The 14,630-nt window shown below is 74.7% G+C and carries 3 protein-coding genes; all 3 read right to left on the bottom strand.

Annotated features, from left to right (window positions below):
* Window positions 1–16 precede the first annotated feature (16 nt).
* The 3 genes from ACH4OW_RS34585 to ACH4OW_RS34595 are packed head-to-tail and all read right to left on the bottom strand — an operon-like array spanning window position 17 to window position 14,484.
* Window positions 17–430 (bottom strand): DUF3662 domain-containing protein, encoded by a 414-nt coding sequence (locus ACH4OW_RS34585; protein ID WP_398032053.1) that lies wholly within the window; start codon window positions 428–430, stop codon window positions 17–19.
* Between the two features lie 51 nt (window positions 431–481).
* Window positions 482–4,867: an amino acid adenylation domain-containing protein gene (locus ACH4OW_RS34590; RefSeq protein ID WP_398032056.1), complete on the bottom strand. Its 4,386-nt coding sequence runs from the start codon at window positions 4,865–4,867 to the stop codon at window positions 482–484.
* Window positions 4,852–14,484, bottom strand: a complete 9,633-nt coding sequence (locus ACH4OW_RS34595) for an amino acid adenylation domain-containing protein (protein WP_398032058.1) — start codon at window positions 14,482–14,484, stop codon at window positions 4,852–4,854. Before ACH4OW_RS34595 ends, ACH4OW_RS34590 begins: the two co-directional genes overlap by 16 nt.
* Window positions 14,485–14,630: the final 146 nt, after the last annotated feature.

A 14,630-nucleotide genomic window follows, 5' to 3' on the forward strand; every position in this document is an offset into this window, starting at 1 on the left:
TCGTCTTCCGCGCCGGTCACGACCCGGGGGCCGCCGAGGGCGGTACCACCGGCGGCGTTTCGCTGAACGCGTCGGCCGGGATGTTGGGCATGGCCTGGCTCGAAATCCGGTAGCGCCCTTCGAGCGTTCCTTCGGACTCGGTGACGTGCACGGTGAGGGGCCCGGCCCATTCGTACGAGTGCTTCGCCGCGTGCCGTGCCAGTACGTCGGTCAGCACCTGCCCGACGTGCGCCGCCCGCCCGTCGAGCTCTTCGTGTACGGCGGGGGCGAGTTCGACCTTGTAGGCGTTGGGGACCAGTACCCGGTCCTTGGCGCACACCACTGCGTGGGTGTCGCACTCGCGCCGCAGGTCGTCGCACAACTCCACCGGGTCGTTGCCGAGCACCTTGTCGACCAGGGCGCTTTCCCAGTGCTCCACTGTCTTTTCCATGCGCGTGAGCATTCCCATGGGCCGCCGGGTGCCCGGAACGCGCCGTCCCATTCAGGGCCGCGGAGCAGGCGGGGGAGGATCGGTCCGCAGGCCGCTGAGCCTGATCCCGGGCTCCGCCGCGACCTGCCGCAGTACGGCGGTCAGCCGCGCGGCCAGCTGCTGGACGGTCTCCCGCTCGAAGACGTCGGCACCGTACCAGACGGCCCCTTCGACCCCTGCCGGGCCTCCCCCGGACGCTCGCAGCTCCCGCAGGGTGACGGCCAGTTCGCTCCTGCCGCCGCCCCGGTTGCGGTGCGCGGGTTGCAGCGAGCGGGCCGTCAGCCCCGGCAGGTCCCAGGGCGGCTCCGGCAGGTTCTCCATGCCGATGACCATCTGGAACGGGGTGCGGCCGACGCGCTCTTCGACGATCTGGGACGGCAGGTCCTGGTGGGCGTAGGCGGCGAGGTCGGCTACGCGCACCCGGCGGACGAGCTCGGCGAAGGCCGGGTCGCCGCCCGCGTCCGCGCGCAGCACCAGGTGGTTGGCGAACAGGCCGACCACATCGCTCGTCGCCTCGTCGGACCGGCCGGCGGAAACCGTGCCCATCGGTACGTTGTCGGCGCCCTGCCGCGCGAACAGGGCCGCGGCGGCGGCCCGCAGCACCATGAACAGGGTCGCCCGCTCGCGCCTGGCGGTCTCCAGCAGTGCCCGGTGCGCGGCCGCGTCCACTTCGAAGAGGACCTTGCCGCCGCGCCCCGTGGGCTCCTCCGGCGCCGGCCGGTCCCGGGGGACCAGGGGCCGCTCCGGCAGGCCGGAGAGGACGCCGGTCCAGTACGCCAGGCGGCGGCCGAACGGGCTGTCCGGGTCGTCCAGGCGCGCCAGCTGCTCGTGCTGCCGCAGGGCGAAGTCCGCGTACTGCAACGGCAGTGGCGCCCACCCGGGTGCGTGCCCGCCGGCCCGCGCCGTGTACGCGGCGGACAGGTCGCGGGCGATCAGGCCGGTCGACCAGCCGTCCGCCGCGATGTGGTGGACCACGATCTGGAGCACGTGGTCCTCGGGGCCGAGGGCGAAGAGCGTGGCCCGGCTGGCAGCCCCGGCGGCGAGGTCGAAGGCGCGGGCGTGCGCCTCCGGCATCGCCGTGGCCAGTTCGTCCTCGACTACGGGGACGACGGTGAACGGCGACCGCGCGGGGTCGAGCACCACTTGGCCCTCGGTCTCCGAGAAGCGGGTGCGCAGCGCCTCGTGGCGGGCGACGACGTCGTACCAGGCCGCTTCGAGGGCGTCCGGACGCAGCGGGCCGCCGAGCCGGACCTCAAGGGGGATGTTGTACCGGCCCTCGTTGGAGACCATCGCCCGCTGGCCGGGCGTCAGGGGTACGACGGCGGGGCGCGGCCCGGCCGCGGGCGCGGTCCGGCCGGCGGTGCCGGTCAGCCGTACGGCGAGGGTGGCCGGGGACGGCGCCTCGAACAGGGCCCGCACTTCCAGGTCCTTGCCGAGGACGGCCTGGATGCGGCCTGCCAGGCGGGTCGCCAGCAGTGAGTCGCCGCCGAGATCGAAGAAGTCGTCCTCGGCGCCGACCCGCGCCACGCCCAGGATTTCGGCGAACAGGGAGCAGAGGATCTCCTCGGCGGGCGAGTTCGGTCCGCGCCCGCCGAAGCCCGCCGGGTGGCCGGGGGCGGGCAGGGCGGCCCGGTCGACCTTGCCGTTGACGGTCAGCGGGAGGCCGGCCACGGGGACGGTGGCCGACGGCAGCAGGTAGTCCGGCAGCCGGGCGGCCGCGAACTCCCGTACGCCCGACGCGTCCCCGACCACGTACGCCACCAGGTGCCTGTCGCCGGGCCGGTCCTCCCGCGCGAGCACCGCCACCTGCTCCACACCCGGGCACCGGGCGAGCACCGCCTCGGTCTCGGCCGGCTCCACCCGGAAGCCCCTGACCTTCACCTGGTCGTCGGCCCGGCCCAGGAAGACCAGGTCACCGTCGTGGTCCCGGCGCACCAGGTCGCCGGTCCGGTACATCCGCCCGCCACCGAACGGGCAGGCCACGAACCGCTCCGCGGTCAACGCCGGGCGGCCCAGATATCCGCGCGCGACCCCTCGCCCCGCCACGTACAACTCGCCGGTGACCTCGGGCGGGACCGGGCGGAGCGCGGCGTCCAGCACGTACGCCCCGACGTCGTCGCGCGGGCCGCCGATGGGCAGGACGCGCGGGGCCGGTGTGCCGGGGCCGACGGTGAAGACGGTCGCGCAGAGGGTGGTTTCCGTGGGCCCGTAGAGGTGGTCGACGGTGACGCCGGGGCAGGCGGCCCTGACGTGCGCGACGGCCTCGGCCGGTACCGCGTCCCCGCCCGTCAGGACGTGCCGCAGGCCGGCGAAGCACCCGGGGCTCTCCTGCGCCAGGACGCGGAAGAGGCCGGCCGTCAGGTGCACGGCCGTCAGCCCGTGGTCGGCGACCAGGCGGGACAGTGCCCTGCCGGTGAGGCCGGCGGGCGGTGCGACCACCACGCGGCCGCCGTTCAGCAGCGGTACCCACAGTTCGAGGGTGGCGGCGTCGAAGGTGTGCGGGGCGTGGAAGAGGACGCGTCCGGTGGCGACGCCGTCCCAGCAGGTGTCGCGGGCGAGGGCGGCGACGTTGCCGTGGGTGGTGACGACGCCCTTGGGGGCTCCGGTCGAACCGGAGGTGTACATCACGTACAGGCCCGACTCCGGTGTCACGTGTGCCGCGAACGGAGGGGCGGGGCCGCGCCGGAGGGCCGCTTCGACGTCGGCCTCCGTCAGGACGACGGCGGGCACGGCGTCGTCGAGCAGGGCCCGTACGCGTCGGGCCGGCTGCGCCGTGTCCACCGGTACGGCCACCGCCCCCGCCTTGGCGGCGCCCAGCAGCGCCACGACGAGTCCGGCCGAGCGGGCGAGCGTGACCACCACCCGGTCCCCCGGCCGGGCTCCGGCCGCGCGCAGATGGCGGGCGACCCGGTCGGCCCGCGCGTCCAGGTCTCCGTACGTCAGCACCGTCTCCCCGGACACCACCGCCACCTCGTCCGCGTGCTGCCGGACGGTCCGCGCGAAGAGTTCGGGGACCGTCGCCGGCGCGGGTCCGGTGGATCCGGTGTGCACGCCGTGCAGGAGCCAATCCCGTTCGCCGTCGACGAGGACGTCGACGTCACCGACCCGGAGGCCGGGGTCGTCCGTCAGCCGTTCGAGGACGGTGACCAACCGCGCGACGAGGAGGTCGGCGCTCCGCCGGCCGACCAGCTCCGGGCGGTGCGTCAGGTCGAAGAGCAGCTCGGGCCCGGGGAAGGCGGCCAGGGAGACCGGGTAGTGGCTGACGTAGTGCGCGTGTACGGGAGTGAACGTGAGCGGGGGCCCGCCGGTGCCGTCCTCGCGGGGGCCGCGCGGGTAGCTCTCGTAGACCATCAGCGTGTCGAACCCGGCTCCGGGGCCGGCGGCGCGCTGGATCTCCGTCAGCCCCAGGTAGTGGTGGGAGATGAGCGCGGCCTGCCGGGCCTGCAAGCGGGAGAGCAGTTCGCACACCGGCAGGGAGGGCGGCAGGGGCACCCGCACCGGGATCGTGTTGATGAAGAGGCCGAGCATGCTCTCGACGCCGCGGAGTTCGGCGGGGCGGGCCGCCACCGTCGCGCCGAACACCACGTCGTCCCGGCCCAGCAGGCGGCCGAGCAGGATCGCCCAGGCTCCCTGCACGAGGGTGTTGGTGGTGAGGCCGTGCCGGCGGGCCAGCGCGGTGAGCGCCTCGGTGGCCCGGCGGCCGAGTTTCCCGTGCACCCGGCCGTGACCCGCGTCGGGCGCCGGGCGGCCCGCCGCCGACGGTACGAGCAGCGTCGGCTCGCGCAGCCCCGCGAGGTCGGCGCGCCACGCGGCCCGTGCCGTCTCCTTGTCCTGGGCGTGCAACCAGCCGAGGTAGTCGCGGTAGGGCGTGACGGGCGGCAGTCCCGACGGGTCGCCGCCCGCCTCGTAGAGGTGCCACAGTTCGCCGTGGAGGGTCGGCAGCGACCAGCCGTCCATCAGGATGTGGTGGTTGGTGAGGACCAGCCGGTGGCGGTCCGGTGCGAGGCGGAGCAGCGCCAGCCGGAGCAGCGGCGGTACGGCCAGGTCGAACCGCCGGGTGCGCTCCTTCTCCGTCAGCCGTTCCGCTTCCGCGAGGGCGGCCTGCGGCGGCAGGCCGGTCAGGTCGGCGGTCTGCCAGGGCAGTGTCACCCGCGCCGGGATGACCTGCACGGGTTGTTCGAGCCCCGGGGGCAGCCGGAAGCAGGCCCGCAGGGTGGTGTGGCGGGCCACCAGGGTTTCCCACGCCGCCTTGAGCGCGGCCGTGTCGAGGTTTCCTCCGATGTCCAAGACGTCCTGGACCACGTAGGTGTCCTCGGCCTGCTCGTCGTACCGGGAGTGGAACAGCATCCCCTCCTGGAGCGGCGTCAGCGGCCATACGTCCTCTATGCGGTGGTCCACGGCATACCTCCAGTCAGGTCGGCCGGCACGCCCTCCGCCGTACGGCCGCCCGCCCCGTCCTGTCCGGCGCACGCCGCCAGGGCCCCGGCGGCCCGGGACCAGGACCGGCCGAGCCGCCGGAGACCGGCCTCGGACAGCAGCGCCGGGTCGCGGGACCAGTCCAGCGTCAGCCGGGGGCCGAGGGCGGTGTCCACCGCGCGCGCGTCGACCTCGACCGGGTGGGTACGGACACCCTCCGGTGCGTGGCCGTCGCCGGTGTCGGCCCAGTCGGCGGGGTGCTCGGCCGGGGCGGGGACGCGGCCGCGGTAGGTGAACAGGAGTGGCGGTTCGGCGAGCCCGGCCAGCACGCCGGCCGTCCGCTCGTTCAGGTGGCGAAGCAGCCCGTGGCCGATGCCGTGCTCGGGCGCTTCCCTGACCTGCTCCTTGACGCGTTTGAGTACGGTTGCCGCGTCGAGGGTGCCCGGCCGGGCGCCGGGGCCCGTCCGGCCCGGATCGAGCCGGAGCGGGTGGACGCTGGTGAACCAGCCGACCGTACGGGACAGATCGACGCCGGGTGCGAGGCCGCACTCGCGGCCGTGCCGTTCGAGGTCCACCAGGACGGCCGCTGGGCGGCCGCGCCAGTCGGCGACGGCGAGCACCAGCACGGTGAGCAGCACCTCGGTGACGTCGGCGCGGAACACCACCGGCGCGGTGGTGAGCAGGGCCGCCGACGTCTCTGCCGACAGGGTCGTACGCAGGGTTCCGGGGCCGCCCGGCTCCTCGGGCCGCCCCGGCAGCAGGGGGGCGGCCGGGGCGCGGACCCGTTCCCATAACGGCAGTTCGGTGACGCGGGCAGGGTCGTGCGCGGCCCGTGCCAGCAGCGCCGCCCAGCTGCGGAAGGACGTACGGACCGGGGGCAGTGCCGGATCCGCGCCGGCTGACACCGCCTCGCACGCGGCGGCCAGGTCTTCCAGGAGGATGTCCCAGGAGGCGCTGTCCACGCAGAGTTGGTGGGCTGCCAGGAACAGCCGGCCGGGCAGCCGCGGGCCGACGTCGAACCAGACGGCTTGCAGCACGGCTCCGGAGTGCGGGTCCAGGCGGCCGGTGGCGGCGGCGCACTGTTCGCGGACGATCACCGCGGACACCTGGTCGCGCGGGCCGGGGAGCCGGACCGTCCGCAGCAAGTCCGCCGCCGGTACCGCACCCGAAGACCTGACGTGCAGCGTCAGGGGGTCGTCGCGGTCCAAGCAGATCCGCAGGGCGCCATGGTGGTCCAGGACGGCCTGTAGGGCGGTGGTGAGTTCCGTGGCGGTGAGGGCAGCCGGGGTCCAGACCATGGCCGTCTGGCACAGCGGCCCCGCCAGCGCGCCCCGGTCGGCGAACTGCCGCATGACCGGCGTGAAGGGTGCGGGGCCCTCGCCGTCGTCGTGACCGGCCGGCGTCCGCCCGTCCGCGTCCACCGGCGGCGCGACCACCACACGCCCGCCGTTCAGCAGCGGCGCCCACACCTCACGGGTGAAGGCGTCGGCGGTGTGCGAGGCGTGGAAGAGCGTCCTGCCGCCGGCGATGCCGTCCCCGCACGGGTCGAGGGCGAGTGCGGCAACGTTTCCGTGCGTCACCAGCACGCCCTTCGGGGTTCCGGTCGGGCCGGAGGCGTACCTCACGTACAAGCCGGATTCCGGCGTCACCTCCACCGGCGGCGGGTCGGCCGGGAAGTTCCGCCGGGCCTCCGCCTCCTCCGGACCGGTCAGCACGAGGACGGGCCCGGAGTCCTCCAGCAGGAACCGCACCCGCTCGACCGGGTACGCCGGATCGACCGGCACGGCCACCGCGCCCGCCTTCGCGATGCCCAGGAGTACGACGACGAGCTCCGCCGACCGGCCGAGCAGCACCGCGATGCGGTCCCCCGCGGTGACGCCCCGCGCGTGCAGGTACCAGGCGAACCGGTTCGCCCGGTCGTCCAGTTCCCCGTACGTCCACGAGCCGTCGGCGGCTTCCACCGCCACCTCGCCCGCGTGCCGCCCGGCCACCCGCTCGAAGCACCGCGGCACCGTCCCGTTCCGCGGTCCCTCCCGGCCCGGGACGGCGCGTGCCGGCTCGTCCTCACCGAGCACGGCCACCTGCCCCGGCCGTATGCCGGGGTCCGCGGCGACCTGGTCGAGCACCCGCAACAGGCGGGTCACCAGGGCGTCGGCGGTGGCGCGGTCGAAGAGGTCGGTGGCGAACTCCAGGTAGCAGTCCAGACCGGCGGGGGCGCCCGAGCCGTCCCGGCGCTCCCACATCAGGACGGACAGGTCGAACTTCGAGGTGGACATCTCCACCGGTATCAGCCGGGACTCCAGGCCGGGGGCGTCGAAGTGCGTCTCGGGTGCGTTCTGGAGCGCGAAGGTGACCTGGAACAGCGGGTGCCGGGCCGGCGAGCGGACCGGGTTGAGCACCTCCACCAGGTGCTCGAACGGCAGGTCCTGGTGGGCGTACGCGGCCAGGTCGGTCTCCCGCACCCGGGCCACCAGCTCGGTGAAGGCCGGGTCACCGCCGGCGTCGGTCCGCAGCACCAAGGTGTTCAGGAAGTGGCCGACCAGGTCGTCCGCGGCCTCGTCCGTACGGCCCGCGACGGGCGTGCCGAGCGGGATGTCCTCGCCGGCGCCCAGCCGGGACAGGAGCACCACGACCGCGGCCTGCGCGACCATGAACAGCGTGGCGTCGCAGGCGCGCGCGATCTCCGACAGGCGCCGGTGCGTCACGGCGTCCACCGAGAAGGGCAGGAACGCTCCCCGGTGGGTCGCCACCGGCGGCCGGGGCCGGTCGTAGGGCAGTTCCAGGTGCTCCGGGAGGCCGGCGAGTTCCCTGGACCAGAACGCGGCCTGCTTGCCGAACAGATCGTCCGCGGCATCGCGCGCCAGGATGGTCCGCTGCCAGAGGGTGAAGTCGGCGTACTGCACGGGCAGCGGGGCCCAGTCAGGGGCACGGCCCTCGGCACGTGCCGCGTACGCCGTCGACAGGTCCCGCGCGAGGACGCCCATCGACCAGCCGTCGGCGGCGATGTGGTGCACCACGATCAGCAGCACGTGATCCTCCGGCGTCACCGCGAACAGCGTTGCCCGCCAGGGGAGTTCGGAGTCGATACGGAATCCCTGCCCGACCTCGTCGGCCAGTGCCTGGGCCACGTCGTCCGCGCCGATTCCGACGCGCGCGAGGTGCGCGGTCACCGCGTCCGCGTCCACGACGATCTGGCGGGCCGTCCCCCGGTCGTCGGGGTAGCGGGTGCGCAGCGTCTCGTGCCGGGCCACCACGTCCGCCCAGGCCGATTCCAGCGCCGTCACGTCCAAGGAGCCGGTCAGCCGGATCGCGAGGGGGATGTTGTGGGTCGCGTTCGGCCCTTCGAGGCTGTGCACGAACCACATCCGCTGCTGCCCGAACGACAACGGCATCGGGTCGGGCCGTACGGCGGGTACGAGCGCGGGCCGTACCGCACCGAACCCGTCCAGCCGCCCGGCCAGCCCGGCGACCGTGGGCGCGTCGAACAGCGCCCGCACCGGGACCTCCGCCCCGAGGGCGCCCTTGATCCTGCTCGCCAGCCGGGTGGCGAGGAGCGAATCGCCGCCCAGGTCGAAGAACCGGTCGTCGATACCGACCCGCTCCAGGCGCAGCACGTCCGCGAACAGCCGGCAGAGGATCTGCTCCCGCGGGGTGCGGGGCGCCCGGCCCGACACGGCGGCCGCGTGGTCGGGGGCGGGCAGTGCGGCCCGGTCGACCTTGCCGTTGGCCGTCAGCGGGAGTGCGTCCAGCACGACCGTGGCCGACGGCAGCATGTACTCCGGCAGCCGGTCGGCGGCGAACTCCCGCACGCCGGCAGCGTCGCCGACGACGTACGCCACCAGGCGCTTGTCACCGGGCCCGGCCTCGCGCACGGCGACGGCGGCCTGCTCGACCCCGGGGCACCGGCCGAGGACGGCTTCGACCTCCGCCGGCTCGATGCGGAATCCCCGCACCTTCACCTGGTCGTCGGCCCGCCCCGAGAAGACGAGTTGCCCGTCCCGGTCCCAGCGGACCACGTCTCCCGTCCGGTACATCCGCCCGCCGCCGTACGGGCACGCCACGAACCGTTCCGCGGTTGCCGCCGCGCGGCCCAGGTACCCGCGGGCCACGCCGCGTCCGGCCACGTACAACTCCCCGGCCACCCCCGCCGGAACCGGGCGCAGGAAGGCGTCCAGGACGAAGACCCGCACGTCGTCACGCGGGCGGCCGATCGGCAGGACGGCGGGCGCCTCGGTGCCGGGCGCGATGGTGTGCGTGGTGGCGCAGAGGGTGGTTTCCGTGGGTCCGTAGAGGTGGTGGACGGTGGCGCCGGGGCATACCTCGGCGACCCGCGCGACGGCCTCGGCGGGAACGACATCGCCGCCGGTCAACACGTGCCGCAGCCCCGCGAAGCACTCCGGCGTCTCCTGCGCCAGCACCCGGAACAACCCGGCGGTCACATGCACCGCCGTCAACGCGTGCTCCTCCACCAAAGCGGCCAGCGTCCACCCGTCCAGATCCACCGGCGGCGCAACCACCACACACCCGCCGTTCAACAACGGCACCCACAGCTCAAGCGTCGAAGCGTCAAAGGCGTGCGGGGCGTGGAAGAGGACCCGGCCCGACCCGATGTCGCCCCAGCAGGAGTCGCGCGCCAGCCCCGCGACGCCGCCGTGCGTGGCCACCACACCCTTGGGCACACCCATCGAACCCGAGGTGTACATCACGTACAGCCCCGACTCCGGCGACGCGTCCACCGGCACCGGAACCTCCGGGTACTCGCCCAGTGCGGCTTCCCACGCCTCCTTGTCACTCACCACGAGCGCGGGCGCGGCGTCCTCCAGCAGGAACCGCACCCGCTCCGCCGGGTACGCCGTGTCCACCGGTACGGAGGCGGCCCCCGCCTTCGCGATACCGAGGAGGACGACGACGAGTTCGACCGACCGGGGCAGCGTGACACCCACCAGTTCCCCGGGGGCCACTCCCCTGTCGCGCAGGTAGTGGGCGAACTGGTTGGCCCGCGCGTCCAGTTCCCCGTAGGTGAGGCAGGCATCGTCCGTCAGTACGGCGGCCTCGCCGCGCGACCGCAGGACGGTTTCGTCGAACAGGTCGAGTACGGTGCGGTCCCCGGCGCCCGCGCGGCCGGTGTTCACACCGGTGACGAGCCGCTCGCGCTCCCCGGGGGCGAGCAGGTCCACCTCGCCGAGCCGCAGTTCCGGGTCGTCCGCGACCTGGCCGAGCACCGAGAGCAGCCGGGCCACCAGGGTCCGCGCCCCGTCCTGGTCGAACAGGTCGGTGGCGTACTCCAGGTAGCCGTCGACGCCGTTGCCGCCGGCCCGCTCCCCCAGGCCGAAGGCCAGGTCGAACGCGACGGCCGCGGGTGCGACGGGGACCGGCGTCGCGGCGAGGCCGGGCAGGTCCCACTCGGGGTGCGGCTCGTCCTCCCGCACCAGCAGCACCTGGAACAGCGGGTGCCGGTCCGCCGACCTGGCGGGATTCAGCGCTTCCACGACGTGTTCGAACGGGAGGTCCTGATGGGCGTACGCGGCCAGGTCGGCGTCCCTGGCACGGGCCACCAGCTCGGTGAACGACGGGTTGCCGCCGGCGTCGGTCCGCAGCACCAGGGTGTTCAGGAAGAACCCGACGACGCCGTCCAGGGACTCGTCGGCGCGGCCCGTGACGGGGGCGCCGAGCGGGATGTCGTCGCCCGCGCCGAGCCGCGACAGGAGCAGCACGACGGCGGCCTGCGCGACGGTGAACAGCGTGGTGTCGCACTCGCGCGCGATCTCGCGCAGCCGCCGGTGCAGCCGGGCGTCCACGGTGAACGGCAGCACCGCGCCGCGGTGGCTCGCCGTGGCCGGGCGCGGCCGGTCGGTGGGCAGCCCGATCCGGTCCGGCAGGCCGGCGAGCGCCTCGGTCCAGTGGGCGAGCTGCTCGTCGAGCAGGCCGTTCCGGCGGTCCAGGAGTTCGCGCTGCCAGAGGGTGAAGTCGGCGTACTGGACGGGCAGCGGGGCCCAGCCGGGTGCGCGGCCTTCGGCGCGTGCCGCGTACGCCGCCGACAGATCGCGCGCCAGGATGCCCGTCGACCGGCCGTCGGCCACGATGTGGTGCACGGTCACCAGGAGCACCCGCTCCCGGGCGGACAGCTCGAAGAGCGTCGCCCGCCGGGGCGGCGCGGTGTCGAGCGCGAACCCGCGGGCGGCGTACTCGGCCAGCCCGGCGTCCAACGCCACCTCGGTGGTGGGGACGGTGCCGATCCCGGCTCCGGCGTCGGCCAGGGCCTGCTGCCCTTCCAGGATCACTTGGTGGGGTACGCCGTCGCGTTCGGGGAAGACCGTGCGCAGCGGCTCGTGGCGCGCGATCACGTCCGCCCAGGCGGCCCGCAGCGCGGGCACGTCCAGGTCGCCGGTGAGCCGGACGGCCACGGCCATGTTGTAGGCACCGCCGGCGTCCGCCATCCGGTGCGCGAACCACATGCGCCGCTGTCCGAACGACAGCGGCACGACGTCCGGCCGTTCGGCGGCGACCACCGGCGGGCGGCCCGCGCCCAGCTCGCCCAGCCGTTCGGCCAGCCCGGCCACCGTGGGCGACTCGAACAGCGCCGGGACCGTGATCTCGACGCCGAGGGCCGTACGGGCCCGGCTCGCCAGCCGCAGCGCCAGGAGGGAGTCGCCGCCCAGGTCGAAGAACCGGTCGTCCACTCCGACCCGCTCCAGGCCGAGGACCCCGGCGAACAGCCGGCACAGGGTCCGCTCCCGCGGGGTGCGGGGCGCCCGGCCCGAGACGGCCGCGGCGTGGTCGGGGGCGGGCAGCGCGGCCCGGTCGACCTTGCCGTTGGCCGTCAGCGGAAGTGCGTCCAGCACGACCGTGGCCGACGGCAGCATGTACTCCGGCAGCCGGTCGGCGGCGAACTCCCGCACGCCGACCGCGTCGCCGACGACGTACGCCACCAGGCGCTTGTCACCGGGCCTGTCCTCCCGCACGGCGACGACGGCCTGGTCCACGCCGGGGGCCCGCCCGAGGACGGCCGCGACCTCGGCCGGCTCGACGCGGAATCCCCGAATCTTCACCTGGTCGTCCGCGCGGCGGAGGAAGATCAGACGGCCGTCCCGGCCCCGGCGGACCACGTCGCCGGTGCGGTACATCCGCCCGCCGCCGTACGGGCAGGCGACGAACCGTTCCGCGGTTGCCGCCGCGCGGCCCAGGTAGCCGCGCGCGACGCCCTGCCCGGCCACGTACAGCTCGCCGGCCGCTCCTTCGGGCACCGGGCGCAGCAGCCCGTCCAGGACGTAGACCCGCACACCGTCCCGGGGCCCACCGATCGGCAGGACCGCAGGAACCTCCGCTCCGGGGTCGAGGGCGAAGGCGGTGGCGCAGAGGGTGGTTTCCGTGGGTCCGTAGAGGTGGTGGACGGTGGCGCCGGGGCACGCTGCGGCGACCCGGGCAACGGCCTCGGCGGGAACGACATCGCCGCCGGTCAACACGTGCCGCAGCCCCGCGAAGCACTCCGGCGTCTCCTGGGCGAGGACCCGGAACAACCCCGCCGTGACATGTACGGCCGTCAACGCGTGCTCGTCCACCAAAGCGGCCAGCGTCCGCCCGTCCAGATCCACCGGCGGCGCGACCACCACACACCCGCCGTTCAGCAACGGCACCCACAGTTCGAACGTGGAGGCGTCGAAGGCGTGCGGGGCGTGGAAGAGGACCCGGCCCGACCCGATGTCGCCCCAGCAGGAGTCGCGCGCCAGCCCCGCGACGCCGCCGTGCGTGGCCACCACACCCTTGGGCACACCCGTCGAACCCGAGGTGTACATCACGTACAACTCGGACTCAGGCACCGGTTCCACCGGCACCGGAGCCGCCGGGAATCCGCCGAGGGCCGCCTCCCGTACCTCCGCCTCCCCCACCACCAGCACCGGCGCCGAGTCCTCCAGCAGGAACGCCACCCGCTCCACCGGGTACAGCGGGTCCACCGGCACGGCCGGCGCGCCGGCCTTGGCGAGCCCCAGGAGTACGACGACCAGTTCGGCGGACCGGGCCAGCATGATGCCCACCCGCTCCCCCGGCACCACGCCCCTGGCGCGCAGGTACCTGGCGAACCGGTTGGCGCGCAGGTCCAGTTCCCCGTACGTGAGCGTGTCCGCTCCGGCGACGACGGCGGGTGCGTGCGGAAGCCGCGCGGCCACCGCCTCGAACAGCTCAGGAACCGTCGCCGCCGGCGCGGCTTCCCTGCCGGTGTTCACCCCGGCGAGCAGCCGTTCCCGTTCGCCGGGGAGCAGGACGTCGACCTCGTTCACCGGCAGCGCCGGGTCGGCCGTGACCCGGGCGAGGACGGCGGTGAGCCGGGCGGCCAGCGCCGTGGCCGTGTCCCGGTCGAAGAGTTCCGCGCTGTGCCAGAGCCCGCCGTCGATGCCCAGCGGGCGCCCGTCGCCGTCGTACCGTTCGCTGAGGTTGAGGTAGAGGTCGAAGAGGCCGAAGGACAGGTCGTCGCGTGCCGCCGCGATGCCCACCGGCTCCGGTACGGCGGCCAGGCCGGGGAAGTCCCAGGCGGAGCCGGGCGGGTCCTCCATCACCAGGAGCACCTGGAACAGCGGGTGCCGGGCCAGTGAGCGCGCGGGGTTCAGCTCCGCGACGAGGTGCTCGAACGGCAGGTCCTGGTGGGCCTCGGCGGCCAGGTCCGTGGTGCGCGCCCGCCGGACCAGGTCGGCGAAGGCCGGGTTTCCTGTGAGGTCCGTCCGCAGGACAAGCGTGTTGGCCACGAAGCCGACGAGTCCTTCGAGGGCCGCGTCGGTCCGCCCGTCGACCGGGGTGCCCACGGGGATGTCGTCGCCCGCTCCCAGCCGCGACAGCAGGACCGCCAGCGCGGCCCGGACCACCGTGAACGGGGTGGCGTCGCAGTTGCGGGCGGTCTCCAACAGCGCCCGGTGGGTGCGGGGCGGGATGCGGACCGGTACGGAGCCGCCCTCGTGGCGGGGCTTGGCGGGGCGGGGCCGGTCGTAGGGCAGTTCAAGCTCGGCGGGGAGGCCCGCCAATGCCTGCTTCCAGTAGGCGAGCTGCCGCCCGTACGGGCTTTCGGAATCCTGCGCGGAACCGAGACGTTCCTGCTGCCCGCGGGCGAATTCCGGGTAAGTGACGGGCAACGGCGGCCAGTCCGGTTCGCGGCCCCGCGACCTGGCGGCATACGCGCGTGACAGGTCGCGCGCGAGCACCCGCAGGGAGTGCCCGTCGACGGCGATGTGGTGCACCACCAGCATCAGCACGTGTTCGTGCGGGGACAGGGCATACACGGTGGCCCGGCACGGCGGCTCGGCACGCAGGTCGAAGGCCGTCCCCGCGTCGCGGGCGAGGACCCCGGCCAGCTCTTCTTCGGCGACGCTCCGGTACCCGAGCCCGGTCCGCCGGGTGTCCAGGACCCGCTGCGACGGCTGCCCGTCCACCTCGGCGAAGACCGTGCGCAGCACCTCGTGGCGCTCCACCACATCGCCCCAGGCCGACTCCAGGGCCGGCCGGCGCAGCTCTCCGGTCAGCCGCACGGCCGCGGCCATGGTGTACGCCGCGCCCGCGTTCTCCAGCCTGTTGACGAACCACATCCGCTGCTGGCCGGACGACAGCGGAAGCACCGTCGGTTCCGTCCGGCCACCGCGGCGATTTTGGTTTCCGAGCACGCCGGGCTCTCCCCCTTGAATGCGCAACGCCGCGCGCCCGCGCCGCTTCCCGGGCCCCGCGACGGCGACTCTGCGGCCGAAGATACCCGTACGGCGCCGCA

This window comes from Streptomyces sp. NPDC017056 (genome assembly GCF_044332485.1).
In the GTDB taxonomy this organism is placed as follows: domain Bacteria; phylum Actinomycetota; class Actinomycetes; order Streptomycetales; family Streptomycetaceae; genus Streptomyces.

What these genes read in the sequence shown, in the direction of transcription:
- ACH4OW_RS34585 (WP_398032053.1), bottom strand. Translation starts at nt 430, where the DNA reads ATGGAAAAGACAGTGGAGCACTGGGAAAGCGCCCTGGTCGACAAGGTG.